Below are 26,688 nucleotides of genomic sequence, written 5' to 3' on the forward strand. Positions count from 1 at the left end.
GCCCGCCAGATCTAAACTTACTTACTTCTGACTAACTTTTAGAATGTACGGCCCAATGTGAACACCAAGCGACCATCATTCAGGTCTTTAGTTTCGGTAGTACCGTTGATGGAACGGCTAAAGCTTGTACCGCCGTAGCCACCGCCCCAGTATTTGTCGTTACTGGCTTCAACCCAGTATAAACCAGCAGACCAGCCCTCAGACTTACCCACTGCAAAACTTTTGCTCAAACCCAGTTTCCAGTCAGTGTAGTCAGGGTTGGTTTCATATGTGCCTGGCGCACCGTTGGCAGTTGGGAAACCACTTGCCTGCAATTTACCAGCAACATTCATATGACCCACGTGAGCGACCAATGTCAGATCCCACCATGGCAATGGATAAGCCGCGTTCAACTCCAAATACATAGAACCTTTGGTGCTACCATCCCAGCCAGTTGCTTTCTCAGCACCAAACCAGTCTGTTAATGTATAAGAAACTTTAGCGCTGATCCAGTCATAAGACAAACCGAAGTTCAACTCGGTCGTATCCCATTTACCACCGGATTTTTTACCTTGGTCAGCAGTCAAGCCATCATACTTTTTCCAGGAACCGCCCGGATACATATATGAATATACACCAACGGTATAGCCTAACTTTTCTACAGCTGGGATCGTACCGTTGTAACCTGCATACACGTCAATTTCAGTTTGTGCATCAGGATAAGTGTTTGGTGTTACACCTGAACCCCAGATACCGGCATAGAAACCGCTGGAGTGAGTAATATCCATACCGCCTTGTACGGTTGGTTTGTGCCATGTTTGTGACAAACCACGGAAGTAGTAGTCAGATACGAAGCTGATGTTTGCTGTCGCATCCCAATTGGACGCTGGCGCAGCTTCTTCAGCTGCATATGAACTTTGTGCAAAAGATAATGCACCCAAAACTGCTGTGAGCAAAATAGATTGACGCATTTATGAGTCCTCTCTCTGTGAAAATCTTTGATCGAATTGTTGTAAACGAGAATGAAACAACATTGACCACAAAGCAAGGCACGTGCCAATCCATATAAACAAATTAAATCATATATTTAAATAATAAATTACATCTAAAATATTAAAATAACATCGCAATAAATTGTTTTTAATTGGAAATGACGTTTATATATTGAGGTAATTATATTTTCAAGCCAGTCATACATGCTAAAATATTGTGCAAAGGAGCCTTCATCATGCTATTCACCAATGAAAAAATTAAAGAATTATCTTTTAAAATCAAACAACTAGTGGATTCAAGCCCCATTTCAGAGCTAGAAACCAATTTGCATGCACTATTTCAGGGCGCGCTCACCAAAATGGAACTTGTTTCGCGGGAAGAATTCGATATTCAATCCGCATTACTGGCACGTACTCAACAGCAATTAAAAACACTTGAAGAAAAAATCACCCAGCTGGAACAGGCGCACGCAGCCAAAAAGTAAAAATTAATTTACAATTGTTAGCATTCTAATATTGAAGGATGCGACATGAGCCTGGCGGTGCTATACAGTCGTGCATTGAGCGGCATGGACGCGCCAGAGGTGGTGGTAGAAGTGCATCTGGCAAATGGCTTGCCTAGTTTTACGATTGTCGGACTCCCTGAAACAGAAGTCAAAGAGAGCAAGGATCGTGTGCGTGCGGCGATACAGACCGCACAATTTGAGTTTCCTGCCCGCCGCATTACTGTCAACCTGGCGCCTGCCGACTTACCCAAGGAAGGCGGTCGCTATGATTTACCCATTGCACTGGGCATACTGGCCGCTTCCGGGCAATTACCGAGGCAACATCTTGCCAATTATGTGATTGCTGGCGAGTTGGCGCTGACAGGTGAACTGCGGCCGATTCGTGGCGCATTAGCCATGACTTATCAACTTCTTCAGGATAAATCCAACGCGAGAGCAGCCATTCTGCCCCAAGAGAGTGCATACGAAGCCAGCTTAGTAGAAGGCTGCACCATTTTTGCAGCGAACAGCTTGCTCGAGGTGTGCGCCCACCTGTCAGGCAAGCAATCCCTACCCCAGCATCCCACAGTCACTACCGACCCGCAACGCGAGCAGCCAGACTACAATGAGGTCAAAGGGCAACTACGTGCCAAGCGCGCACTGGAAATTGCGGCAGCAGGCCAGCATAGTTTGCTCATGAGTGGGCCACCCGGCACAGGCAAGAGCATGCTGGCCCACCGCTTCGCCAGCATCTTGCCCGAGATGACGACGCAGGAAGCGCTGGAAAGCGCGGCCATATTGTCACTGTCCGGACAATTTCCGGTGGCAGACTGGAAAAAACGCCCCTCGCGCGCACCACACCATACCGCCTCCGCCGTCGCATTAGTTGGCGGTGGCAGCGTGCCTCGCCCTGGTGAAATCAGCCTCGCACATCATGGCGTGCTTTTTTTGGACGAGTTTAACGTTTAGCTTTTCTTATAATATTGTCAATATGACTTTTATTTATATACATCAATAGTATATATGGACACCTCCAACGTGAAAGTAATTGACAATGATCAATATCGCAAGAGCAAACATAGATTTTCCCTTTTTGGCAATCAATCTACATGTCCTGCATAAATTAGAGGAGGCCCACCACAATGTGGAATTGGGCGTTGCTTACAAGGCAAAAGCTAAGCCAGTTTTACGTACGCTTGAATGCTTTTTGCAAATAACTAATCGAAAATTAAATGATTCGATTCTGCAAAGCCCGGCCTTTGGGGAAATAATCTGCCTATATGCTGGGGCTTTATACTCGAAAAAAATATTCGAAATAACTAATCAAACAACTTATACATATCTATGTATTCTATCCAGGCTTTGTGAGCAATCCCAAAAACTATTCGATTCATACCCCTTTCCTAGTTTGAAATTTCACCTGACCAAACCTTCCTTAGATGCAATCAGTTGTGTTGAAAAATTTGAAAAGCTTGAATTAAATGAAGAAAAAGTTTGGCTATGGAATGCTTGGAAATGTTCAAATAAAGAAAGTGCAGAGTACTGGGCACCCTTGTACGGCATTTACGAAAAATTTGGGCGAGATTTCACACAGAAACTGTACGACATTTGCACGCTATATTACAGCGCCAGTGGAGCCGATAGAATTCATGGCCTCAAGTCTTTTGTTAATTTTATACGTCAGACTAAGGAACCTCTAAATGAGAGGAACTTCCAAGACCCCCATTTTATGGGTCCTTTTCTAAGAAGATTTCTAACATTTTATTTTGAGGAGGGGTATGCAAGCGGAGTCAAGGTCAACACATTGATTACTCGCTGGAACGGTTCAATTCTTCCGTTCCTAAATACATATTTATTGCGCTCAGATTTATTTGCGGAACCTTATGGAGCGATCCCTTCAATCCCTTTTAAAAAAGGTCCAAAATCGAGCAAAAATATAAAAATTGCTGATGAAGGGTATCTTGTCAGTCAAAAGCTATTAACTGACATTCCTTTGCATGCAACTGATGAAGAAGCTATGCACCTTCTCTTTCATAATATAAAAGCTGATTTAGATATTGCCATAACATGGGCCGAATGGGCTATAAATGAAATATGGGTAAGATACACATTAAGATTAGAAAATAGCACCTTAGGAAAAGTAGTTAAGATTGGTCAGAGTGATAAAACAAATAAAAACTCATGGTTAATTGATCGTTTTAATCCTGATCATTTAAAAAATGCAGCATCTACATATTTCCATCATGGACATATTGTAGATAAAAAAAATAACGCGCATCTTTTTCTTCCGAACCCGTTACCTCAAACTGCATACGAATTAGGCTTACCTATCACAGGGGCACTTTTACCTTTTTGCATTATCTTGATTGCTAATCACCCACAAATAACACCGTCCTTCTTAGAGAAGCTGCAACTCTTTGACAAAAATGGAAAATTGGTTGGATTTGTGAAGTCTGATAACGGCTATAACTTGATTAGCTACAAAAGTCGCAAAGGGCCTTTACTTGCTGAACAAATCATTCATTTAAATCTAAAAACAACATTTATTGTTCAGCAAATGATTGACTTAACTACCAGCTTACGGAACCACCTAAAAAAGAATAATGATGATAATTGGCGATACCTATTATTAACATGTAAACGTGGCTTTAGTTACCCAGCAAGAATTAAAAGGTTAGCAAGCGATACTTCACTGAGATTTGAATCATTTGCGGAATCTTTAGCAAATACATCCTCTCTAGACTATGAGAAGCGCCTTAAATATGCTCTTAGGTTCAGCCTCCCGGCTTTAAGAGCCAGTTGTGGTGTTCTGGTATATCTTGAGACTAGAAGTCTCAGTGAAATGTCTAAAGCTCTGGGACACACCCAGTTAGACATAAGGCTCATCAGCCGGTATCTTCCAAGGCCAATTCTAGATTTTTTCCAAGAACGATGGATTCGTATATTTCAGGCAGCAATAGTAATTCATGCAATGAAAGATAGTGACCTTATGCTTGAAGCAAGTGGTTTCGAAACAATTGATGAAGTCGATGAATTCTTGAAAACACATGCTTTGAAACAACCTACAAACCCAGCTATCCAGAACAGCAACAACTTTACTGAGCAGAGCATCTTTAAAGAAATAGTATTTGGAGTCAATTCAGAAATTTTGACAGTGTTATTTAGCTTAATGCAAGCAGTTGACCAAGCCAAAAGTACTGTCAATGCAAAAGCTAAATATTGGTCGGAAATAGCTTATTACCTAATTAATCATATCGAAACTTTAATCACGCAAAGACCAGACTTGAAGCTATATCTTGATTATGCAAAGCAAAACTCTAATCCAGGCTGGATGGAAAAGATAATCTATGCAAAGTAATAAATTGTGGCCAGAAGAGCTTAGTTTTCTGGAGTCTATCAATGGCGACCGCTTTCAGGAGTATCGTCATTGTCCATTTCTTACTGTCTCATTTGATGCTGAAGTTTGGATTCTTGATTTTGGTAAGTCAGAATTCTGTACGCTTGATTTTAGATTAAAACTTGAAAACGGTAGTTTGTTGACAGATGAGACGAATAGACTGCTACTAGATTTATTTAAATGTTGGATTTGCATTCAGAGTCATTCGGACATAACCGGTGGGAAATTAATATCAATTAGCTCTGCTTATAACTCATGTAGAAGGGTATTTTCGTTAATCGATTATTTTTTATTAAATGCTGGTCAATTCAAATTGTCCCAATACGGGCTAATGAATGTAACTGAAAATGATATCTTCAATTTACTCGCGCAACTAGCATCTTCAAATGAAACATCAACGAGCATTTATCAGTTACCAATCAAACTCACCGAGTTTTTGAAACGAGAAATTTCAGAAGCGAACATTATTGAATTGAATGCACTCATTGAAAACAATTCTGAGCTAGCACTTGATATACCTGATGAGCAAGACTGTATGCTTCAACTCGATAAGCAAGAGATTATTTATGCAAGAGCAATACTATGGAGTAAAGGTTATTACAAGTCTGATTATCGAACCAAAAAGCGCCTTGAGAGTTATCGATTCTCACCTGATTATGAAAAATTATTTGAAATAATCTATCCAAACTCAATTCGTGCATTTACATCTAAGCCTCAAGCACCTGAATTACTTTTCGATCAAATTAATAGTTATGTGAAGGAATACCCCAGAGCATCAGTCACTACAACTTTGGAAGAGACCATGAGCGTCAAGGAGTGGTCAGCATATCGCTCAGCTATTAGATCACTTGGTCAACTCAAAGAAATTGGCTTACCAGCTCCAATTCTTGCACTCAATGCAACCGACCCAGCCTTCAGTCATGATAAATTCAGCTTGAAAGAAGCAGGTCGTTTCAAAACTGTGCCAAATGAAATTGTTCTTAAGTCTTTAAGACAAGCCATTGAATTTACCCTGTCCAATGGTAAGCAAATATTTGACAGTGCAATTGCTGTAATTGAAGCTGCAAGAAAAGAGGGTGTAAGTTGCTTCACATACTCAATTAACAATGATATACGCCCCCTATTAGATCCCAAAATTCAGGCAATGGGTGTCAGCACTTGGAACCTCAGAACGCTAATTAGTCCATTTGAATCAAGGCATGGGCATAGCGCGCGACTGACTTCGGCTGAGTATTTTCAACGATTACGAAATAATGAAGGACTATTTGAAGTTCTCAGAGTTCTATTTGGGGCAATTCAATTCAGTATAGGGACTTTAGTTGCTCGTCGACAAGCTGAATTACTTGGATTAATTGCTGGAAGGTCAGTTGATTTAGAAAAAAGAAATCTAATTTTTGATAATGGAAAGTCTGGTATAGGTGAAATTAGAGAAAAGGAAGCTAGACCAATCCCTCCTGTAGCAGTGAAGATGATTGATTTACTAGAATACTTCCACAAGCGCCTTAAGGATATAGGAGCCAGCAATCGCCAGGTAGAGCTTTTTTCATATCCAAATATGCATACAGGCGCTCCGGGACCAGCTGACACTAAGAAATACAACTCAAATTTAGATTTGTTTTGTGATTACTTTGAAACTGGATTGAACGATAAAGGTGAACGTTATTACATGCGACAGCATCAATTACGTCGCTTCTTTGCAATGTTATTTTTCTGGGGAAATTCTTTTGGTGGGATGGAGACACTACGCTGGTTTCTGGGCCATACAGACATTGAGCATCTTTATCATTACATAACTGAATCTACACCTGGATATGTTCTTCGTGCATCAAAAGCCCAATTCGGCAGTGAAATCATCAGGACAGATCCAATGGAAAGTAAAGCATTAGCAGACATTATAGAAAAACATTTTGGCACCAGAGAGTTTTCTGTTCTCGATAGTGATGAATTGCAAGAATACATAGAAGAACTTTTACTAGCAGGTCGTATTGAAATTGAACCAATATTCTTCATGACACCAGATGGACAATCTTTCCGCATTGCAATAAAAGTTAAAGAAAGCCCCCTGGAGAAATTCAATGGATAAACGTATTGAAAAAAGTAATCAATCCTTGTTGGCACTATCAAGCCTGTTACGGGAGGTTATCAATCATCCAGAAACGTATATTCATGATCAGCAACTAAACACAGCCTTAAAATCTCAAGGAGCCTTAGCAAAATTCTCAAATACATCTAAAGGAATCTTTAGCCTATCAATTAATACTCAAAAAAGAATTGCAGACTCAATTATAAATGGCGGCTACGAGGGACTAAACAAGTCAAGAATCAATGCACTGTTAGCTCTCGAATCAAGCTTACATACAAATAAAAAACCTAATAAGGAAACCAAAGCCGGACTTCTACTTGTCAATCAACAATTAGAAAAAGAAATGCAATCCATTAGACATGATCTCTTACTTTTAACTTTAGCATTTGAAAAATCATTACGGCAAGGGGCTGTTTATGCCAGCCGATCTGACTCACCTACTCAAGCCCTGTGCAAAAAAGAGCAAAGAGAGCTTTTAGACATGTTAACGCTCAGAAACATTCCGCACTTAAAAATGTGATGAAGATGAAAAATGATTAAATCTAAGCTTTATAACAGCACAGACAATAAATTTCAGCTTCCCTTATATGTTGATCAGCAACATCGAGTTATCCCCCAAGATGCAACAAATATTCCAATGATATCTTGGCCTAACGGGACGTGGTGTCTTGAGGCTAACGTTTATATATTAGAACTTTACAATAAAGGGCTCTCTAGAAGAAATCGCGGCGGGACCCTGCTCACTTACGCTACCAATATAAGTCATCTTTTAAGATATGCTTTTTACAACAGAATTTCATTGATAAACCTGACAGATAATCACTTCTGCCAATTTATCAAAATGCTACAAGCTGAAAAAAGAAAGCGTCAGCCAGAATTATTTGCACGAGACTCAAATTCGGTAATCGCTATCGGCCGTAATTGTCTCGAGTTTTTAGCATGTGTAGGAAGGCTTTATCAACTTGAGAACTTCATCGGTCGCAATGGTCAAATTAAAGCCGAGGAAAAAGAGTTTTATATTAAACAAGTCAGCTCTAATCATTTCACCGGAAAAGGAAAGCCAACAAGGAAATATTGGACTCATCGCGCATTTCCTACTCCAGACCCTCAAAAAAAGCGGCTACCTATTGGAACAGAAGCTATTGATAAAATTAGAAAGGTGATACTTCCAACAAGCTCATCCATATTCTTACGGAAGAGACGCTACCTCATGTTGAAGCTTTTAGAAATCACTGGCGGTCGCCGTTCAGAGGTTGCTGACTTAACTTGTGAAAGTGTTCGTATCGCTGCAAGCATGCCTAAACCACTACTGAATCTAATTACTATAAAAAAAGGAAGCGGCACTGTAGCGCATAGAATGATTCCAATTGCTAGTCATGATGCGAAATTTTTACTTGAGTTCATAGAAAAAAATAGGCGCAGTGTTATACGTGCAACTTGTGGATTCAAAGAAGATGATGGATATGTGTTAATCAGTGAAAGAACGGGAAAGCAACTCCGTTCAAACACCATAACTCAGGAAATCTCAATACTTTCAAAAGCAGCTGGTATAGTAGAAAAATGTTGCCCTCATATGTTTCGCCATAGATTTATTACCAAATTATTTGTGGCGTTAATTGAACAACATGAGTTTGATAACCCTAATAGCTTTAGACGCGCTCTACTTGAAGTTGAATCTATTAAACAAATTGTTCAACAATTTACCGGCCATTCAAATCTTGCTTCACTCGATGTTTACATAAATCTCGCATTTGAAGAAGTTACAAACTTCAAAAATACATTGAATGTAGTCAATACCAAAAGAATTGTTAAGTCATTTCAGAACACTTTAAAACAACTCTCAGGAGAGCTTAATTCTGGAGCATCACCAACTGAAATATTGGTACAGATACAAAAATATTTGGATGCTTTTGAAGATGACCTAAATACTTGCCACATCACTGAAGCTACATAATCAAAAATCACTTAGCTTGAGACTCCCTTATTATCAGTCGCAACTGCATCATGGTCTAATGAGTTATGTAGATGTCTGGCAGCCTCCATGTATGGCGTGCACATACTGGAGCGGAAATCATACGCTACTAACAATGAGCAGAAGACATCATCATGGCTAAGCACGGCACTTTTATGTTGCCTTAAGTGGTTTTCTGGAAAGGCAGATGAGTTGCCAGTCCAAACTATCAGTGGAATTTTAGTTTGCTCTTTGGGTGCAATCATCACCGGTGCTGCATGCAGATACATCCCGTATTCTCCGAGCGACTCACCATGGTCCGCGATATACATCATCCCAACATCATAATTTTCTTCATAGGGTTTTAAAAACTTGATGACCTCTGACAAAAAGTAATCTGTATAGAGAATTGCATTGTCGTAAGAATTGTCTATTTCCTGTTTGGTGCAATCTTTTAGCTCTTTGGATTTACAAACCGGGCTAAATTTCTCAAAGGCAGCGGGGTATCTTCTGAAGTACTCAGGGCCATGGTTTCCCATTTGATGCAGCACGATCAAAATGTCTTTATCATTCTTAGATTGAATATGTTTATCAAGGCCATCCAGCATGCCGATGTCCCTGCACTCTGGATCGCAGACTGGGTTCAATGTTGTGGACTGGAAGTTTTGATATTTAACTCTTAAGGCAACGCCTTTGGAGTCGGAGTTATTATCCCTCCACAATACATCGACGCCATTCCTGGCAAGCACATCAATGGCATTCTCCTGCTTTAATGCTGCCTGTTTATCGTAATTTTTCTTACCCAGAGAAGAAAACATACATGGCACAGAAACACTTGTGGACGTACCGCAAGAGGACACGTTATCGAAACTAATCACATTGGCGTTTGCAAGGTTGGGATTGGTAATTCGCTGATAACCGTTGAGTGAGAATCTGTCAAAGCGAGCTGTTTCACCAACCACCATAATCATCAACTTACGTTTATTGCCCGTAGTTGAGGTTTTTACTGCATCCCCAGCAATCGTTTTGAGCACTGTATTACGTGCTTCGTAAACTTTTGCCTCTTGATTCAGGTAATTGTAAGCGGAGTAAATGGAGTAAGTGGGGTTTGCGTAAAACCTTACAATCTTATGCTCTCTAATGAACGAAGCATAACCTGCAGTGAATGGTGCCACGACTACGATGGCAGTTAACACAAGAACAGAAATCGCTTTGAGTCGACCTTTGACTTCTTGTTTGAAGGCCAACCCTTTGGGAAAGAATTTGATGACCAAGTAGGCTGGTATGCAGCCTAATAGAACTAGCCTAAGCAAGAGTTCAATGCTTATTAATCCTTGCATTTCCTTAAAGTCAGTTTGCGCTACGTTATCCATCATAGTGTGATCGATGACCACACCAAAACTATCCATAAAATACGCGTTGATAGAGGCAACAATCAGCAATATGGCTAATATCCATTTTGCTGTTGTTCTGCCAATGCAAAGAATCTGAAAGACGATAGCGATCGTCGCAAAAAAGAAAGTTATTAGAGAGGCCAGGAAAGGTAGGTTATGGAAACTTACTGGATATGTTTTCAGCAAGTTTTGGCAAAGGGAAAGGTTGCCCGTCACCATAATGAATAACGAAATTGCCAATATCCACTTGGTTTGTGTTTCCGGTACAGAAAAGTATTTTGCAATCCCTGTTTTGAAAGTACTTGAAAGCATCGTCATATCTTCTAATGATTATCATTCTTGATAAGCAATTCAGATGCCAGTTCGTAACCGATTGAATTTTATATATTTAATTAAAACTCATCCTGATAGCCATGCATTTTTTGCAGAGTGATATCTTAAATTTCCTGCAAAAAATGCACCCATGAATGATTGGTTTTATTGATAGTCCACAGAAATTAAGAGGCAGATTCAAAAGTATGCTTCGGGGATTCAGACTTTTGTACATTTAGTTACACTAAACTCATTGACTCATCAATAAGTTATTGTTAGATTTAAAAAGGCATGTATCAAATTTTTAAAAAATTCATGGTATTTCTTGCGCTGATCTCAGTGATGAGTTCATCGGCGTGGGCCTTTTCGCCTGAAGTTTTATTTGATGATGCTGTAGCGTCTCAAGCGGTTATGCAAGATGTCCATTTGATTAATAAGTCACAAATCACTTCGGTCTCAGATAATCAAACTGTCCCGATGCCGGAGCAGTTTTGTGATCATGCTTGCCATATCTCTGCACATATCACGGCTATTGAGACCAATGAAGTAGTTAGTACACTTTCCCAATTGGGCTCGACGATTTTCAAAACTGAGCCTAAAGATCAGTTCACCAACCCTGTCCTAAAAAGTCTCTACAGACCTCCTGCACTCATTTAGTCAATTTGTCTAAGATGCTGACTCGTTCAGCATCTTGATCATTGATCTAACGAGAGAGGTCTTGCCGTGTTTGAATCATCTATTAGAAGATGGCTATTACTTTCAATAGCTTTCTTCATAGCTCCAGCTATACAAGCTGAACCATTAACATTGGATGCAGCTTGGAATATTGCTGCCCAGAATAACCCTGATCTGAAACGCTTGATCGCCAACCAGAGTATTCCGGCTGGCGAATTCCAGGATGCATCAGGTCCACTTTATTACAACCCAACAGTCAACCTTGAGGCGAGAACACGTCGTATTGCTCAAACTGGCGCATCAGACCCATATCGAGGTGAATATGGCATAGGCGTTTCTCAAACCTTTGAGATTGCCGGACAGCAAGGCTTCCGTAGGCAAGCAGCTGAGGAAAGCAAAACGGCAATTAGCCAGGACATTGCTGAAGAGTACCGTGTCCTGCATGCACAGTTGGAAGAGCAGTTTATTACTGTGCTCGCAGTACAAAAGCGTATCGAAGTTGAAAAGCGCATTCTCAAGCTCATAGAGCAAAACACCTCCCTGTCTCGCAAGCGGGTAAGTGCCGGCGAAGATAGTTTGCTTGATGGTAATCTAGCCATCGTTGATGCTGAACGCGCAAGAAATCAGCTGATCTCTTTAAATGAACAACTACTGCGTGCCAGAACCCAACTAGCTGCCACACTACAACTCAATGCCAACGACTTTCCAGAGGTCACGGGGCAATTAACTCCAAATCAGACGCAATATACATTGCAGGATCTTTTCAACAAATTAGACTCCCGCCCAGGCATTCAGGCACTAACCAGTAAAGAAGCTTCTGCACGCTCACGCTTGGAGCTGCAAAAAAGCATGCGCTATCCAGATTTAACGGTGAGTCTGATCAATACCACCGAAGCCAGTTTGGCAGGTAGCGACAATATCTCATCCATCGGCGTTTCTTTGCCATTGCCTATCTTCCGCCGAAATGCTGCGGGTGTAGGTCGTGCGGCCGCTGAGCTTACCCAATCAGAAATCAACCGCACCTCTGGTACTCGCAATGCAAAAGCGACTATAGAGGCCGCATGGTTACGTCGTGAAAATATCAAAGACCGTGTAAGACGGTTAGATAGCGAGGTATATCCGAGGTTGGAAGAAAACCTGATACTTTCCAAGAAAGCCTTTGAAAACGGAGAAATCGGCTTACCTCAGTTATTGATTGTGCAAAGGCAGGTTGTGGATGCGCAGCGAGACATCATTGATGCTCAGAAAGAACTGCGCCTCGTGCAGATCGAATTGGAATATATCTCTGGCTGGCTATCCCCTATAGCTGCAACTGATCAAAACTAGGAAACTAAAATGCTAAAGTTCTTCAGAAATTTATACGTGATTGCACTGGCATTTTCAGTCATCATTTTTCTCATGATTTTAAGCGGGTGCAGTTCTGAGAACAACCAGCCTCAAGAGCCGAAAACAGAAACCTCAAGTATCCCAGCGGAGACAAAAGCTGATGAGGATTTAATTAAATTAAGTCCTGCCGAGATACAGAAAAGTGGTGTCACTATCGCCAAAGTGACCAAGCAACCCATACAGGATCAGCTCAGTTTTACAGCGAACATTTTGGCCAATCAAAATAAACTGGCTCATGTCACGCCTCGTATTGAAGGGAAGCTGTCCAAAGTGATCGCCAATCTTGGAGACCATGTAAAAACAAGCCAAACCCTAGCTGAGATTGACAGTGTTCCGATGGGGGAGGCTCGTGCACAATTCAGAAGCTCTAAGACCGATCTAACGCTAGCTCAGGCGAACTTTGATCGTATATCCAAGCTGTATGAAGACAAGGTTGTGCCACAAAAGCAATTCATTGAATCTCAGTCTGCACTGGAGCGCGCTAAATCAGCGCTCTACGCAGACTCTGAAAGATTAAGAATGTATGGCGGTCTGGATCAGCAGAGTGGATCTACCTACCTATTGAAAGCACCATTCAACGGCATCGTGATAGAGAAAAATGCAGTGATTGGTGAATTAGCCAATCCAGCAGATACCATTTTCACCATCGCGGACATGTCAACGGTGTGGATTGATGCCGATGTTCCAGAAAGGGATTTGCAATATCTGGAAGTCGGTAAAACAGCCAGTGTGACTGTGACCGCTTATCCCGATGAGGTATTTACCGGGAAAGTGAGCTACCTATCTAGTGTGGTGGATAAAACCACCCGTACGGTCAAGGCGCGTATCGAACTGCCTAATACAGAGCAAAAGCTTCGCATCGACATGTTTGCCAAGGTCGTTCTGAATCATTCTGGTACGAAGGATGTTCTAGTTGTACCTAATACATCTGTCGTGATGGTACAAGGTATCCCTAATGTCTACGTGAGCGAAGATGGCGGATTTAAAGCAAGAGCTGTAGAACTAGGTGCCCGATATAACGAGTATGTCGAAATCAAAACTGGATTAACTGAAGATGAAAGCATCGTTCAGACAGGCGTATATGCTCTAAAAGCTCGACAACTCAAATCACAAATCAGTGATGAGCACTAGGAGAACAGCATGTTGAATTGGATATTAGATGCTGCCCTCAAATACAAGCTTCTTGTCATTCTTGCCTTTGTTGTCGTGGTTTTTTTCGGTGTCAAAGCATGGCAGGAAGTCCCTCTAGATGCTTTCCCAGACGTGACTCCTGTGCAGGTAAACGTGTACACGGAGTCTCCTGGACTTGCTTCTGAAGATGTTGAAAAGCTAATTACTTTTCCAGTCGAGAGTTCTTTGGCTGGCCTGAAAGGTATTGAGGAGATTCGGTCAGTTTCATTGTTTGGTTTGTCTTATATCAGTGTTTATTTTTCTGATACTACTGACATACAACAGGCTCGCTTTTTGGTGGGTGAAAAGCTAGCTGATGCTCGCTCCAGAATGCCGGCAGGCTATGGCGAACCAACACTTGGCCCTAACACATCAGGTTTAGGTCAGGTACTTTGGTATACCTTGAAGTCCGATAAGCAAAGCACTATGGATCTTCGCACATTGCATGACTGGAATGTGCGTATGGTGATGCGTACCGTACCCGGAGTCGATGACATCACATCCTGGGGAGGCAACGAGAAACAATTTCAGGTTCAAATCGACCCTCAAAAGCTATTCAAATATGGCCTGACCTTCTCTGAAGTCATCGACAGATTGGTGGCAAATAACCATCAGGTTGGTGGGCAATACGTCAATATTGGCCAAGAACAGTTCTTGGTGCGTGGCTTAGGGCTGGTTAAAAATAGCCGCGATATTCAACGTATCGTCGTCTCTGAGAACCAGGGTACGCCAGTCTATGTAGAAAACATTGCCAAAGTAGTTGAAGGCGCAGGCCCCCGTTTTGGTGCTGTTACGCAAGATGGCAAGGAAGTTGTGATGGGTATGGTACTTGCCAGGATTGGTGAAAATGCCCAGCAAGTGGTTGATGCTGCCAAAGAGAAGTTGGAGCTGGTGAAAGCCACCTTACCTAAGGGTGTGACACTGGAAACTGTTTATGATCGAACCGCGATCATTGACAAGGCTATACGTATGGCAGACCGCGCCATGATTGAGGGCGCATTGCTAGTCATTGCGGTGCTGTTCATGTTGCTTGGCGAAGTGCGTTCGGCTTTAGTCGTCGTTGTAGCAATCCCAATGGGCCGTCTGATCGCTTTTATCTTCATGGAGAAATATGGCATCTCAGCTAATCTGATGTCATTGGGTGGTTTGATTATTGGCCTAGGTATGACCATTGATGGCCCACTGGTTCTTGTTGAGAACTGCTTCCGTCGTTTGGCTCACTTCGCTGGTCAAAAGGTAGATAGATCCAAAATCGTACTCGATGCTTCACGAGAGGTGATCAATCCAATCACTTTTGGTGTGTTGATCATCACAGTGGTTTTCCTGCCTATCTTCTCCCTGACGGGGCTGGAAGGGAAGCTATTTAAGCCCTTGGCCATCAACATGACTTTTGCCATGATTGGCTCAATGATCCTGACGCTGACACTTATTCCGGTGTTGTGTTCTTTGGCGTTGAAGCCAAAGGAAGAGAGAGATCCATGGCTGATTCGCTTAATCAAGCCTAAGTATGTATCTCTGCTGAAGTGGTGCTTGGCACATAAGAAGCTAGTCGTAGGCTCTACGGGTATTGCCTTCATTGCCGCCTTAGCGATGTTTCCATTCCTGGGCAAAGAGTTTATGCCCAACCTGCAGGAACAGGACATTCTCTTTAGGGTGACAGGCATCCCTTCTACCTCACTTGAGCAATCTATTTCAGTCTCTGATCGTGTGGCGAAGAGCCTCAAAAAAATGCCCCAAGTGCAAAGCAGCCTGGCAATGATTGGTCGTGCAGAAAAGGGTGAAACCGCTGACGTGAACTACATGGAAGTACTAGTGCATTTAAAACCAGCAGACTCATGGCCTCAAGAAATTACCTATGGCGACCTCGCGCAGCAGCTCCAGGAGCAAGTTGAAAAAGATGTCCCTGAGGCTGTTATTTCGGCTTCTCAACCTATCCAGTCTCGGGTTGAAGAATTGATCTCGGGCGTCAGGGCAACTTTGTCTGCAAAAGTCTATGGTGAAGATCTTGCAACCATTGATCGTATCGCTAATCAGGTAAGAGCTGTGGTCTCCAAAGTTAATGGAGTTACAGATCTGGCGTTGGAAGCCAACATAGGAAAACCGCAACTCATTATCAATGTGGATCGTGAAGCGATCGCCCGTTATGGCATTAATGCTGATGATGTCTTACAAGTTGTGCAATCAGGCATTGGTGGCAAGCCCGTCTCTACGCTGATTGACGGTGTGAAGCGATTTGCCATCCAAGTTTGGTTACAACCGGAGTACCGCAGTGATATTCGAGCAATTAACGATATCCCCATTTCAACATCTCAGGGTGCGTTGATTCCGTTGTCTCAAGTTGCTAGCGTTGATATTGAAGAGGGTTATTCATTTGTCAGACGTGAGCAATTGCAACGTTACGCAGTGATTCAAATGGACGTGCAAGGCCGGGACATTGATGGCTTTGTTAAAGAGGCCCAAGCCGCGATTGAGCAGCAAGTAAAACTTCCAAGTGGTTATTGGATTCAATGGGGTGGCGCATTTGAGAACCAGCAACGAGCCATGACTAAGCTGGCAATCATTGTACCGCTTACCATTGGTCTGATATTCGTTCTTCTCTACACAGCCTTCCATTCACTACGTTATGCCGGACTGATTATTGCCAATGTGCCTTTCGCAGCAATCGGCGGCATTTTCTCTCTGGCAATTGCCGGCCAGTACCTCTCGGTGCCTGCGGCGATTGGCTTTATCGCAGTGTTCGGGGTGGCCATGTTGAACGGTATTGTCTTAGTGGAGTTTATCAATGGCTTACGCGAAGAAGGCAAGTCCGTAGATGAGGCTGTACTGGAAGGTACCACTCTCCGATTAAGGCCTGTGATGATGACGGCCATGGTAGAGATCTTTGGTTTGATCCCGTTCTTACTTGCAACCGGTGTCGGTTCAGAAATCCTTAGACCACTTGCTGTCGTGGTTATTGGAGGCCTTCTCACGGCTACGGCACTTACCTTGGTTTTCCTGCCGGTTGCGTACGACTGGATGGAAACAAGGAGGGAGCTCAACGAAGCTAAAAACCCAAATTGATTTGGAGTTTTGGTTAATTAAGTGATCGGATCAGGTTGTATTTGTAGCAGCCTGATCATTAGCATAAATGTTTCATGATTCCATTGAGGAGAATATCGTGAATAGATCTAAGAATCATAAAAATGAAGCTAAGCAATGCAGTGATTGCATTGATAAAGAACCAGTAATTACTACTGCACTTTCAGAGGGTACATTGACAACCTCTTTATCTACTGTAGATCAAGCAAGATTTCGTATTCCATCCATGGATTGTGCTTCTGAGGAAGCTGAGATTAGACGTGCGCTTGCAAAGATTGATGCAATCAAAAGCTTAAGATTTAATTTGGGCGCACGTGAACTGATCATAGATGCAGATGCGAATAGCATCCCATTAGCTATGGAGGCAATCAAGAAATCAGGTTTTGAAACTGAATTAATCCTTGATGAGAAAAACTCTGAAGTCATTACAGCGTCTCCAAAAGGATTTTGGAGCAGTTGGGGCAAACCAATTGCCGGCTTGGTTTTGGCAGTAGCAGCCGAAGTCCTGGAGTTTGCATTTACAGGTACCCAAGAAATTCGATATCTTGGAATGGCTTTGGCTGGTCTCTCAATCGCTTTGACAGGGTTAGATGTTTATATAAAAGGACTCAAAGCATTTAATGATGGACGTTTAAACATCAATGCATTAATGACCATTGCTGTCACCGGTGCATTTTTCATTGGTCAATGGCCTGAGGCTGCAATGGTGATGGCGCTCTATGCAATCGCAGAAGCTATCGAAGCTAAGGCTGTAGATAGAGCACGGAACGCAATTAAGAGCTTGATGGAATTAACCCCAGAAGATGCTGAGGTTTTGCAATCGGATGGGGCATGGAAGCGTGAATTGGTCAAAGATATTCCAATTGATGCAAAAGTGCGTATTCGACCAGGTGAACGTATCCCGCTAGATGGCATTGTGATTTCCGGGCAGAGTGCTATAGACCAATCTCCTGTTACCGGCGAAAGCCTACCAGTGGATAAGTCTCCAAATGATCAAGTGTTTGCCGGAACTATCAACCAAGCGGCTGAATTAGAGATTCGAATCACTGCCCTTTCTTCGAACAGCACAATATCCAGAATCATCAATGCGGTTGAGCAAGCCCAAGGTTCCCGGGCGCCGACACAGAGATTTGTAGATTCCTTTGCGGCGATCTATACACCCGCGGTTTTTGTTCTTGCGCTAATCGTGGCTCTCTGGATGCCATTCTTACTGGAATGGACCTGGATGAAGTCTATTTATAAAGCACTTGTATTACTGGTGATTGCTTGCCCGTGTGCGTTGGTGATATCGACGCCTGTTACCGTAGTAAGTGGCCTTGCAGCAGCAGCGAGAAGAGGCATACTCATCAAAGGTGGAGTTTATCTTGAAGAGGCCCGTAAGATAAAAGCGGTTGCGCTAGACAAGACAGGAACGATTACTGAAGGAAAACCCAAGCTATCTAGCTTTGATGTATTTGATGTGCAGTCTAATCCCACTGAGTTAAAAAGTATTGCCTATAGTTTGGCATCTCGGTCAGATCACCCCGTGTCAAAAGCAATTGCTGAGGGCTTATCTGGGCAAACTAAGGATGTGAAGAATTTCAAAGCTGTTGCTGGACGTGGAGTACAGGCCAAAATTGGAAACAGTACCTTTTTCTTGGGAAACCATCGCTGGATTGAGGAGATGAACCTTTGCTCCTCCGAATTGGAAATGCAATTAGCCAAACTAGAAAATGCCGGTCGCACGGTTAGCTTACTGGCCACATTCGAAAAAGTGCTGGCAGTTTGCTCGGTAGCGGATACGATCAAGTCCTCTTCAAAAGAAGCTGTTTCAGATCTCATACGACTTGGAGTCACACCTGTCATGCTAACAGGGGATAATCTGGCCACCGCTAAAACGGTAGGTATCCAAGCTGGCATCAATGAAGTCAAAGGTAATCTATTACCAGAAGATAAATTAAAGGAAATTGAATTTCTTCAGAAACAATTCGGTGTGACTGCCATGACCGGCGATGGGATCAATGATGCGCCATCATTAGCACGAGCTGATATTGGTTTTGCGATGGGAGCAGCTGGGACACACACTGCGATGGAAGCAGCAGATGTTTTGGTAATGAATGATGATCTACGTAGGTTGCCTGAAACAATTCGCCTCTCAAAACAAACGCATGCCATTCTTTGGCAGAACATTGCTCTAGCCTTGGGCATCAAGTTTGTATTTTTATATCTTGCCTTATTTGACAATGCATCTATGTGGATGGCTGTCTTTGCTGATATGGGTGCAAGTTTGCTAGTGGTATTTAATGGTTTGAGATTGATTTACTTCAATCGGCAATCAAGAACCTAATACAAATAAACAGCTTTTATTTTAGGAGGTCTAAATTGATACTTAAGAAATTAGATGCTGAACTTAACTTTCACCAAGCAGCACTGCGCGTACGCAACCAGCGCCAAGAATTACTCGCATCAAATATCGCCAACGCTGACACGCCCCAATACAAAGCGCGTGACATTGACTTTCAATCTGCAATGCAGTCAGCGCTTCAACAAAGTGCTGGAGTTGGTCCTGCAACACAACCTGCAAGTGAAATGCAGCAAACCAATAATGCTCATATGAATGGTAATGCTGGCAATGGTTACCCCGGATCAGGTGACGTATTATTCCGATCATTGAGACAAGGATCCGTAGATGGCAATACCGTTGATATGGACGTAGAGCGAAACGCTTATGTAGATAATGGAATTCGCTACGAAGCAAGTCTCACGATGATGACTGATAAAATCAAAGAGGTGATGGCGGCTATTAACGGGCAAGATAAATAACAGTCACTATGGCATTATGCTGAGTCGAAATACTAATCTATGACCATACATCCTGATGCAATTTATGCGATATTAGCTGCCATTCTTTTTGGCTTGGCAACCCCCGTCGCCAAGCTTTTGATTAGTGATGTTTCACCACAAATGCTCGCCGGTTTATTGTATGCAGGTAGTGGACTTGGCCTTTTTCTGCTGTATGGCTTCACTCGATTATTTCTAGGCGATAATCATGAGCGCCTGCCTATCCAGGCACCGGATTTACCATGGTTATTAGGTGCAATAGTATGTGGAGGTGTGCTTGGACCAGTCTTACTTATGCAAGGATTGCTATCCACACTTGCTTCGATGGCGTCACTATTACTCAATCTTGAAAGCGTCCTGACTGCACTACTAGCCTGGTTCATATTCAAGGAGCATTTTGATCGTCGTATCTTGATTGGGATGGTCAGTATTGTATGTGGCAGCCTATTGTTATCATGGCCTAAGCATTTGAATACTGCTTTTCCTTGGGGTGCGGTGGCGATCGCAGGTGCCTGTGCGTGTTGGGCAATTGACAACAATCTCACGAGAAAAATATCGGCCAATGATGCTCTACAAATTGCTTGTATCAAAGGTTTGGTAGCTGGTTTTGTGAATCTGGCAATCGCATTAAGCCTTGGTAAAGCATTGCCTGATTTTTCTGCGGGAGTAAGTGCGGCTATTATCGGCTTCTTGGGTTACGGAGTCAGCCTGGTATTGTTTGTCATTTCTTTGCGCCACATTGGTACGGCCAGGACAGGAGCATATTTTTCTGCTGCTCCCTTTGCTGGCGTAATCTGTTCTTTTCTATTACTACATGAGCAGCCAGATGGCTTGTTCTGGGCAGCAATGGTCTTGATGATCATCGGTGTATGGCTTCATTTAACCGAACATCATGCTCACCTACATTATCACAGGGAATTACGTCATCAACATATTCACTCTCATGACGAACACCATCAACATACACATGATTTTGATTGGGATGGATCGGAGCCTCATGTGCACCCGCATGAACATATGGCATTAAGTCACAGTCACCAGCATTTCCCTGATTTGCATCACCAACATAAGCATTAATTTTTGTGGGATATACCCTTCCCAAGACCAAGTTATGCTCATGTCACTCGGCCAGCTTATGGTTTCATTTCCGTCTCGTGGCAATTTTATGCTTCTCTCAAGCGAGTGATAATTATCTCAATTAAGTTTGAATGAGCCTTTTCTAAAATATTATCGTAAGATGTATGGTGAGAACCCTAAAAAACATTAGATCGTCAAAAATTTGAAGAATATAATAATTCTCATAATTTTACTCGCTGATCCAGTTGTATTTTTGATCCGCACGCTTATTGATTCACTAGATCTAGCGCTATCAAAAGTCAAAAATCGTGTTTTGGTTTTCCTACAAATTACATATTTATGCCTTTTGCCTTTACTCATTAGTAGATTCAGAGTCGGGGTGATGTCTTTTGAAGAAGTTTGCCCAACCTGGAAAGTGATTCAGAATAAGCGTACCAAAAATCAGGCAGGCGGTTAGGCAAGCGAGCAGATACATACCGAAGGCACTCGCCATTCCAACAGCAGCCGTTGCCCACAATGTCGCAGCTGTGGTCAATCCTTGAATCCGGCCTCGTACCTGTAGGATAACTCCCGCTCCGATGAAACCCATACCTGAAACGACTTGCGCAGCGATTCGGGTGTCTACACCAGGAATGTGGTTGGATACGATGCTGAAGGCACAGGAGCCTACTGCAACTGCCATGTAGGTTCGAACGCCGGCATCTCGATTATGGCTTTCTCGTTCCCAGCCGATAAGGCCACCTAGCACGGCAGCCAGTAAAATGCGGAAGGTCAGCAATAGTTCGGTATCCCAATCCATTATCTGCCCCTCCACTTGTGCGGCCAGCTAGTTCGCTTTCCTTGGTTGTTGGAGTTGTTTGGCGCGTATTCTGAATGCATCAAAAGTCTCGTTTCGTCTAATTGATAAAGCAGAGCTACATTAACATTTCAATGGTGAGCAGCAAGATGAAGCCCAAGAAAAACATCGCTGTCTGGAAACTGGTTTCGGGTACTTCATGAGCCTCAACAAGCAATTCTTCTGTGACCAGATACAGCAGGGCAGCAAGGCTAAATGCTAAGATTGCATCCACTACGGTGTCACTCGCAAAAACGAGCAAGGCACTGCCGGCAAGTGCTCCGATGAGTAATATCAGAGAGAATCCGATAGACACCATGAGGGTGTTCTTGCGACTATTTCCGGCTTGAGCTAATGCTAATGCCCCTGACAATCCAAGAAATAGAACTTCAAGGGTAAGTGCTATGGTCAGCAGCAAGCCCTGCTTTTGGCCGGCAGCAAACCCTAACCCCACTAACAAACCATCCAAGGCCACATCAATGCCAAGAATTGCGATCAGGCTAGTTGGAGTAGTCGCGATACTGATTGTGTTTTGCCCTAATTTCTCGGCAAAGTGCTTAACTGCCAGCATGATCATCACCCCCAAGGTGAATCCAATTAGAGTAATCCAGGGAAGCTTTCGGTGCATTAGGTCCGGCAGGAGCTCAGTTGCTAGGGCGCAAAAAAGCAAGCCAGCAGCAAAGTGCTGTATAGCACTAACAGTCCCCGGTTTCAACGGCCGCCACAGCGCAATCAACCCTCCAAAGATTACGGCCAATGCAGGATAAAAAGCAAATGTGAGAATGCTAAACGCCGCCTGCATAGAAAGTTATCTCCTATCTAATTTAGTAATACATCCAGAGAATGATCATAGTTTTCGTTGTAAGTTTTAAAACAATAAGCTTTATTACCCAAACCCTAAGGTTAAATTACTCAGGTGAAGTTTGTTTCGGTTTGGCTTGTTTTCGAACCATCCCTCTAGCATGGGCAGCACCAGCCGCCTCGACTACACCATCCGGATTACCGTCTAAATCTAATCGGTTTGCTCCTTCTTTGCATGCTTGCCAGTAGCGTGAACTTTTACACCAAGTTTTAATAGCCAGCTGTAGGTCTTCCTTTGAAATGCCAATCTCTTCGGATCGTGCTTGAAGGTCTTCTAGAACCCCAATCTTCAAAGGTACTTTAGGTATCGGGTTTTTAGGGAATGCTTTGGGGTAAAACTTCTGAAGTTTGCCTATGATCAAAACCACAGGATCTACTCGAGCAGTGTTCTTGGGTTTAGCTGGCTTTGCTGGCTGCTTTTGTTTAATTTCTTCCGCAAGCTGCTTTTTGAGTTCGGCGAGTTTTTCTAGGCCCATGGTAATAAATGCGGTTGGTTGTTTTTCTTAAGACGAATTTTCTAACAGATAGTTATATACATGCAATCGATTTGAGAGGGGGTAACCGAACATCATGCTCACCTACATCATCACAGGGAATTACGTCATCAACATATTCACTCTCATGACGAACACCATCAACATACACATGATTTTGATTGGGATGGATCGGAGCCTCATATGCACCCGCATGAACATATGGCATTAAATCACAGTCACCAGCATTTCCCTGATTTACATCACCAGCATAAGCACTAGGGTTTGGTGGGACACACCCGAAGTTACATGCTACGAAGGTAGATGGTTTGCAAAACTTTAGCAACCTTACCAACTTATAGTGACGCTGAATCTTGAGGTAAGTTTCTGACGACAACAAATATTTCAACCCTCAAAATTTGGCCACATTGGACTTCAGCCGTTCTGTTTTAGAAATTATGATGTGTCTAGCAGAGCGGCTGAAGTCCAGTTACCCGATATCCAATAGCCCTGCAGATAAAAGGGCTTGGTAGGTTTTTAATATTTCCTCATCATTCAAGAGGTTGGCTGAATTCGCAATTAATTGTAACGAGGGATCATTTGCCGCATTCAGTCCCATGAGTTTTTGCCGCGCCACCTTTACACTCACTCCCTTCATTAGAGTATTCGCTAAATTGAAACTTGGCACCTTTGGTTCAACCTGCTTAGTATCTTTGGCACCTACTGTCTGGAGCGCTTTTAGATATGCTCTCTTCGCCATAAAGCCCTCACTCTTCGTAAAAGAGTCATTGTCTTCATCTAGTACCTCTCTATCAGGCAGCTTTATCACCTGATGTGATACCGCTTTAGCTATATTGAATAACTGCTCAATAGATTGCTTTGATTGTTTAGTCATAACGATTCCTGTAACCCTAACTTGTCATACTTACGCCTAATTGCCTTTAAGGCACTTGCATACTGTACGGGTGTTAATTCCATTAGCTTCTGTATTTCTGCGGGCTGCAAATTGTCCATTTGATAAGTCAAAATTTCCATGGACCTTTCATCCCCCTCAAATAACTGTTTGAGTGCTTGCAGTGTTTGGTTGGCAATCATCTCTTCTTCAGGTGTGCCAATCCTGCTGTCCAGCATATCCATCAGTTCTATAGCATCCTCACTATCTAATGGATGTATCGTGTTCTCCAAGGGGTCTGATTTACGCCTCTTAATAAAAGCATCCACAACACTTTCCATTGCATGATAAATAAAGACCTCCATCGGCAACTCTCTTCGACATCTCCGCCTACCCTCAAGAGCTCTGCAGATCACGATATGTAAAAGATCAGCACCCTCAATTGGCAAACCTCTGCATAGGTTATTTGCTGTCTTACCAAGCTTTATCCATTGAGCTTCAGTAAAAGCGTCAAAGCCTACCTTTATTTCAGATATGGTTAAAAAATCTTCTAAATTTTTATCGCTCAGCGCCAATTTATGTTCCATAGAATGTATGGCTCTAAAAACCCCAGTCGCAGACAAAAAAATATTCTTTTTTTAAATGTCTGAATGCCATCCTTTCGTAGCCCTTTCAATTATGCAGTATATGAATATAGTTTTTAACGGAGAACATCATGAGTGAAATTGAAAAAGAATCACAAGCAGACAAAGCAAAGGGCCACGAAATTACAATCATCGTAAATGCTACCCAGCATACAGTAGAAGACAAAGATCTAACCTATTTAGAGGTGGTTCAACTAGGCTTCCCTGGTGCGGTTGTTGGTAGCAATGTAATCTACACCGTCACATACAGAAAAGGCCCCTCCTCTAATCAACAAGGATCTATGGATGTTGGCGATACAGTTAAAGCAAAGAAAGGCATGGTATTCAATGTCACACCAACTGATAAATCATAGTCCCGACCTAAAAAGGTTACGTGATGAAGGATATGAGGTTCAAATAAAATCAGGCCACTTATTGATTTCAGGCGTACCTTATATTAACTCGAACCGAGAACTGAAGTATGGCACTTTGGTTTCGACCCTTCATCTTGCGGGCAATGTCACAACCAAGCCTGACACCCATGTGGGAATGTTTAAAGGTGACTACCCTTGCCACAAAGATGGGTCACCTATCGAAGGCTTTAGACACGCATCCCACAATCAAACCTTGGCAGAAGGTGTTGAAATAAACCATTCATTTTCTAGTAAACCTCGTGATGGCTTCGGCTATCCCAATTACTACGAAAAAATGAAACGCTATATCGACATCATTTCAGCACCAACTGGATTGAGTGCATGTACGTTTAAGACTATTGAATCGGTCGATTCTGAATCCGTTTTTCACTATCTAGACTCATGGTCTAGCAGAGCTGGTATTTCAACAATAAACGATAAATTCAAACATAAAAAGATCGCGATTATTGGGCTTGGCGGCACTGGATCATATGTATTGGATTTAGTAGCTAAAACACCTGTGGCTGAAATTCATTTATATGATGGCGATAAATTTCTACAGCACAATGCCTTTCGGGCGCCAGGTGCAGTTAGTCTTGAGCAGTTAAATGCACAAAGCTTCAAAGTAGATCACTTCAGAAGCATCTATTCAAATATGCATAAAAACATAATTGCGCATTCTGAATATCTCAATGAGTCCAACATCAATGAGTTACCTGACTTTGATTTCGTTTTCATATGCATTGATAAGGGAGAGATTAAAAAACTGCTTATCGCAAAACTTGAAGGTGACGGTACATCTTTTATAGATGTTGGAATTGGTGTGCAAGCAATAAACGATGCCTTAATTGCTACAGTACGTGTCACAACAAGCACCCAGACCAAACGTGACCACGTTGCTAGAAAAGTATCGCTCCATGACAGGGATGATGATGAGTATGCACAGAATATTCAGATCGCGGATTTGAACTCATTAAACGCATCACTTGCAGTCATTAAATGGAAAAAACTCAGTGGTTTTTACCATGATCACGAAAACGAGCATCATTCGACTTACACAGTCGATACAAACTTGTACTTAAGTGAATGTGAAAATGAAAACTAAATTTCTTAAACCAGAGTTCGTAGAGTTTATGCCTCCCTCTTTAGAAGAGGGAGTCATTTACGTTTCCATGGCGTATGGAACAGCGATTCATAGCTGTTGTTGTGGCTGCGGAGAAAAAGTCGTGACACCACTATCCCCCACTGACTGGAAGCTAATGTTTGACGGTGAGAATGTTTCGTTACATCCTTCAATCGGGAATTGGAGCTTTCCTTGTCAATCCCATTACTGGATCAAAAATGGCAGCATCAAATGGTCTGGGAAATTTACCAAAGAAGAAATCGACGAAGTAAGGAAAAGAGACAAATACGCAAAATCTCAGCACTACAAGGTTGCCGATATGCAAGAGAATCATCGTCCGAACTCTAACGCTCAGCCCGAGAAGATCGATCAGAATTTAATCATCACTCTTTTCAGAAAAATATCTCGCTTTTTTCAATAACCCTAAGAACAAGTTATCGCTCCAAACGAATAACTTGTTCTTACTGAAAATTCTTCGAACTGATCCAAACTCATCGAATTTGTTGCGCTTGTTACAAAAAAGATACATTTTTCTAAAAGATTATTAGCGGAATCTTTTAAAGATCGAATAAACATCTGCCTAAAATGCAAATGAACGCACTTCTTAGCCGATATCTTCCAAAATCCACCTTAACTACACCAATAATCTTCCGCACGCGCCATAAGGCA

The 26,688-nt window shown here is 42.5% G+C and carries 22 protein-coding genes and 1 pseudogene; 16 read left to right on the forward strand and 7 right to left on the reverse strand.

All coding sequences use genetic code 11. The features are described from left to right. Positions 1-38: 38 nt before the first annotated feature. On the reverse strand, positions 39-950 hold the full coding sequence (locus ACIDE9_RS02430; RefSeq protein ID WP_194752617.1) for a TorF family putative porin: 912 nt from the start codon (positions 948-950) through the stop codon (positions 39-41). Positions 951-1,207: 257 nt separating this feature from the next. Here ACIDE9_RS02430 and ACIDE9_RS02435 point away from each other — a divergent pair, with 257 nt between their 5' ends. The 6 genes and pseudogenes from ACIDE9_RS02435 to ACIDE9_RS02460 all read left to right on the forward strand — a co-directional run bounded on the left by ACIDE9_RS02435 (position 1,208) and on the right by ACIDE9_RS02460 (position 8,890). Further along, positions 1,208-1,456 carry an accessory factor UbiK family protein gene (locus tag ACIDE9_RS02435; RefSeq protein ID WP_411992443.1) on the forward strand — a complete coding sequence of 83 codons (249 nt, stop codon included), beginning with the start codon at positions 1,208-1,210 and terminating at the stop codon, positions 1,454-1,456. 45 nt (positions 1,457-1,501) lie between these two features. Next, positions 1,502-2,413, forward strand: a pseudogene (locus ACIDE9_RS02440) (YifB family Mg chelatase-like AAA ATPase); the annotation flags it as partial. Positions 2,414-2,510: 97 nt separating this feature from the next. Beyond that, positions 2,511-4,814: a hypothetical protein gene (locus ACIDE9_RS02445; RefSeq protein ID WP_019880953.1), complete on the forward strand. Its 2,304-nt coding sequence runs from the start codon at positions 2,511-2,513 to the stop codon at positions 4,812-4,814. Further along, a complete protein-coding gene (locus tag ACIDE9_RS02450; RefSeq protein WP_019880952.1) occupies positions 4,804-6,936 on the forward strand; it encodes a hypothetical protein in 2,133 nt (710 codons plus the stop codon). Before ACIDE9_RS02445 ends, ACIDE9_RS02450 begins: the two co-directional genes overlap by 11 nt. Further along, positions 6,929-7,456 carry a hypothetical protein gene (locus ACIDE9_RS02455; RefSeq protein WP_019880951.1) on the forward strand — a complete coding sequence of 176 codons (528 nt, stop codon included), beginning with the start codon at positions 6,929-6,931 and terminating at the stop codon, positions 7,454-7,456. The genes ACIDE9_RS02450 and ACIDE9_RS02455 overlap by 8 nt, the downstream gene beginning before the upstream one ends. A gap of 12 nt (positions 7,457-7,468) precedes the next feature. Further along, a complete protein-coding gene (locus tag ACIDE9_RS02460) occupies positions 7,469-8,890 on the forward strand; it encodes a tyrosine-type recombinase/integrase (protein ID WP_019880950.1) in 1,422 nt (473 codons plus the stop codon). A gap of 11 nt (positions 8,891-8,901) precedes the next feature. Here ACIDE9_RS02460 and ACIDE9_RS02465 read toward each other — a convergent pair whose 3' ends face one another. Then, positions 8,902-10,599, reverse strand: coding sequence for a phosphoethanolamine transferase (locus tag ACIDE9_RS02465; protein ID WP_019880948.1), 1,698 nt, complete (start codon positions 10,597-10,599; stop codon positions 8,902-8,904). A gap of 285 nt (positions 10,600-10,884) precedes the next feature. On the opposite strand from ACIDE9_RS02465, the gene ACIDE9_RS02470 reads away from it, so the two are divergent. The 7 genes from ACIDE9_RS02470 (at position 10,885) to ACIDE9_RS02500 (ending at position 20,799) form a co-directional block, all read left to right on the forward strand. Beyond that, positions 10,885-11,250, forward strand: coding sequence for a hypothetical protein (locus tag ACIDE9_RS02470; RefSeq protein WP_019880947.1), 366 nt, complete (start codon positions 10,885-10,887; stop codon positions 11,248-11,250). A 66-nt stretch (positions 11,251-11,316) separates the two neighbouring features. After that, complete coding sequence (locus tag ACIDE9_RS02475) at positions 11,317-12,594, forward strand: TolC family protein (protein WP_231587212.1); 1,278 nt, start codon at positions 11,317-11,319, stop codon at positions 12,592-12,594. Between the two features lie 9 nt (positions 12,595-12,603). After that, positions 12,604-13,785, forward strand: a complete 1,182-nt coding sequence (locus ACIDE9_RS02480; protein ID WP_019880945.1) for an efflux RND transporter periplasmic adaptor subunit — start codon at positions 12,604-12,606, stop codon at positions 13,783-13,785. A gap of 9 nt (positions 13,786-13,794) precedes the next feature. Continuing rightward, entirely contained in the window at positions 13,795-16,884 is a 3,090-nt protein-coding gene (locus ACIDE9_RS02485) for an efflux RND transporter permease subunit (protein ID WP_019880944.1), read from the forward strand. A gap of 97 nt (positions 16,885-16,981) precedes the next feature. Further along, the gene (locus ACIDE9_RS02490) at positions 16,982-19,228 is read left to right on the forward strand and encodes a heavy metal translocating P-type ATPase (protein WP_232411215.1); all 2,247 of its coding nucleotides are present in this window, start codon (positions 16,982-16,984) and stop codon (positions 19,226-19,228) included. A gap of 35 nt (positions 19,229-19,263) precedes the next feature. Then, positions 19,264-19,704, forward strand: coding sequence for a flagellar basal body rod protein FlgB (gene flgB, locus ACIDE9_RS02495; protein ID WP_019880941.1), 441 nt, complete (start codon positions 19,264-19,266; stop codon positions 19,702-19,704). A 39-nt stretch (positions 19,705-19,743) separates the two neighbouring features. Further along, the gene (locus ACIDE9_RS02500) at positions 19,744-20,799 is read left to right on the forward strand and encodes a DMT family transporter (RefSeq protein ID WP_019880940.1); all 1,056 of its coding nucleotides are present in this window, start codon (positions 19,744-19,746) and stop codon (positions 20,797-20,799) included. A gap of 352 nt (positions 20,800-21,151) precedes the next feature. On the opposite strand, the gene ACIDE9_RS02505 is transcribed toward ACIDE9_RS02500, so the two are convergent. The 5 genes from ACIDE9_RS02505 to ACIDE9_RS02525 all read right to left on the reverse strand — a co-directional run bounded on the left by ACIDE9_RS02505 (position 21,152) and on the right by ACIDE9_RS02525 (position 24,447). After that, positions 21,152-21,598, reverse strand: a complete 447-nt coding sequence (locus ACIDE9_RS02505; RefSeq protein WP_231587210.1) for an MgtC/SapB family protein — start codon at positions 21,596-21,598, stop codon at positions 21,152-21,154. A gap of 115 nt (positions 21,599-21,713) precedes the next feature. Further along, complete coding sequence (locus ACIDE9_RS02510) at positions 21,714-22,436, reverse strand: ZIP family metal transporter (RefSeq protein WP_019880938.1); 723 nt, start codon at positions 22,434-22,436, stop codon at positions 21,714-21,716. Between the two features lie 106 nt (positions 22,437-22,542). Further along, positions 22,543-22,971, reverse strand: a complete 429-nt coding sequence (locus ACIDE9_RS02515) for a ProQ/FinO family protein (RefSeq protein WP_019880937.1) — start codon at positions 22,969-22,971, stop codon at positions 22,543-22,545. A gap of 487 nt (positions 22,972-23,458) precedes the next feature. Next, entirely contained in the window at positions 23,459-23,863 is a 405-nt protein-coding gene (locus ACIDE9_RS02520) for a hypothetical protein (protein WP_019880936.1), read from the reverse strand. After that, positions 23,860-24,447: a sigma-70 family RNA polymerase sigma factor gene (locus tag ACIDE9_RS02525; protein ID WP_019880933.1), complete on the reverse strand. Its 588-nt coding sequence runs from the start codon at positions 24,445-24,447 to the stop codon at positions 23,860-23,862. The genes ACIDE9_RS02520 and ACIDE9_RS02525 overlap by 4 nt, the downstream gene beginning before the upstream one ends. A gap of 128 nt (positions 24,448-24,575) precedes the next feature. Here ACIDE9_RS02525 and ACIDE9_RS02530 point away from each other — a divergent pair, with 128 nt between their 5' ends. From ACIDE9_RS02530 to ACIDE9_RS02540, 3 genes are read left to right on the forward strand one after another with little or no spacing between them, the layout of a single operon-like run. Further along, positions 24,576-24,857 (forward strand): multiubiquitin domain-containing protein, encoded by a 282-nt coding sequence (locus ACIDE9_RS02530; protein ID WP_019880932.1) that lies wholly within the window; start codon positions 24,576-24,578, stop codon positions 24,855-24,857. After that, positions 24,832-26,001 carry a ThiF family adenylyltransferase gene (locus tag ACIDE9_RS02535; protein WP_019880931.1) on the forward strand — a complete coding sequence of 390 codons (1,170 nt, stop codon included), beginning with the start codon at positions 24,832-24,834 and terminating at the stop codon, positions 25,999-26,001. Before ACIDE9_RS02530 ends, ACIDE9_RS02535 begins: the two co-directional genes overlap by 26 nt. Beyond that, on the forward strand, positions 25,991-26,440 hold the full coding sequence (locus ACIDE9_RS02540) for a DUF6527 family protein (protein ID WP_019880930.1): 450 nt from the start codon (positions 25,991-25,993) through the stop codon (positions 26,438-26,440). The genes ACIDE9_RS02535 and ACIDE9_RS02540 overlap by 11 nt, the downstream gene beginning before the upstream one ends. The last annotated feature ends 248 nt before the right edge of the window (positions 26,441-26,688 follow it).

The organism is Methylophilus sp. 'Pure River' (genome assembly GCF_046765995.1).
Taxonomy (GTDB): Bacteria; Pseudomonadota; Gammaproteobacteria; order Burkholderiales; family Methylophilaceae; genus Methylophilus.

Excerpts from the sequence above, each read along its gene's own strand:
- ACIDE9_RS02540 (WP_019880930.1), top strand. The coding sequence starts at position 25,991 with ATGAAAACTAAATTTCTTAAACCAGAGTTCGTAGAGTTTATGCCTCCC.
- ACIDE9_RS02480 (WP_019880945.1), top strand. The coding sequence starts at position 12,604 with ATGCTAAAGTTCTTCAGAAATTTATACGTGATTGCACTGGCATTTTCA.
- ACIDE9_RS02520 (WP_019880936.1), bottom strand. The coding sequence starts at position 23,863 with ATGACTAAACAATCAAAGCAATCTATTGAGCAGTTATTCAATATAGCT.
- ACIDE9_RS02460 (WP_019880950.1), top strand. The coding sequence starts at position 7,469 with ATGATTAAATCTAAGCTTTATAACAGCACAGACAATAAATTTCAGCTT.
- ACIDE9_RS02530 (WP_019880932.1), top strand. The coding sequence starts at position 24,576 with ATGAGTGAAATTGAAAAAGAATCACAAGCAGACAAAGCAAAGGGCCAC.
- ACIDE9_RS02450 (WP_019880952.1), top strand. The coding sequence starts at position 4,804 with ATGCAAAGTAATAAATTGTGGCCAGAAGAGCTTAGTTTTCTGGAGTCT.
- ACIDE9_RS02435 (WP_411992443.1), top strand. The coding sequence starts at position 1,208 with ATGCTATTCACCAATGAAAAAATTAAAGAATTATCTTTTAAAATCAAA.
- ACIDE9_RS02430 (WP_194752617.1), bottom strand. The coding sequence starts at position 950 with ATGCGTCAATCTATTTTGCTCACAGCAGTTTTGGGTGCATTATCTTTT.
- ACIDE9_RS02470 (WP_019880947.1), top strand. The coding sequence starts at position 10,885 with ATGTATCAAATTTTTAAAAAATTCATGGTATTTCTTGCGCTGATCTCA.
- ACIDE9_RS02515 (WP_019880937.1), bottom strand. The coding sequence starts at position 22,971 with ATGGGCCTAGAAAAACTCGCCGAACTCAAAAAGCAGCTTGCGGAAGAA.
- ACIDE9_RS02455 (WP_019880951.1), top strand. The coding sequence starts at position 6,929 with ATGGATAAACGTATTGAAAAAAGTAATCAATCCTTGTTGGCACTATCA.
- ACIDE9_RS02485 (WP_019880944.1), top strand. The coding sequence starts at position 13,795 with ATGTTGAATTGGATATTAGATGCTGCCCTCAAATACAAGCTTCTTGTC.
- ACIDE9_RS02445 (WP_019880953.1), top strand. The coding sequence starts at position 2,511 with ATGATCAATATCGCAAGAGCAAACATAGATTTTCCCTTTTTGGCAATC.
- ACIDE9_RS02500 (WP_019880940.1), top strand. The coding sequence starts at position 19,744 with ATGACCATACATCCTGATGCAATTTATGCGATATTAGCTGCCATTCTT.
- ACIDE9_RS02535 (WP_019880931.1), top strand. The coding sequence starts at position 24,832 with ATGTCACACCAACTGATAAATCATAGTCCCGACCTAAAAAGGTTACGT.
- ACIDE9_RS02525 (WP_019880933.1), bottom strand. The coding sequence starts at position 24,447 with ATGGAACATAAATTGGCGCTGAGCGATAAAAATTTAGAAGATTTTTTA.
- ACIDE9_RS02505 (WP_231587210.1), bottom strand. The coding sequence starts at position 21,598 with ATGGATTGGGATACCGAACTATTGCTGACCTTCCGCATTTTACTGGCT.
- ACIDE9_RS02465 (WP_019880948.1), bottom strand. The coding sequence starts at position 10,599 with ATGACGATGCTTTCAAGTACTTTCAAAACAGGGATTGCAAAATACTTT.
- ACIDE9_RS02510 (WP_019880938.1), bottom strand. The coding sequence starts at position 22,436 with ATGCAGGCGGCGTTTAGCATTCTCACATTTGCTTTTTATCCTGCATTG.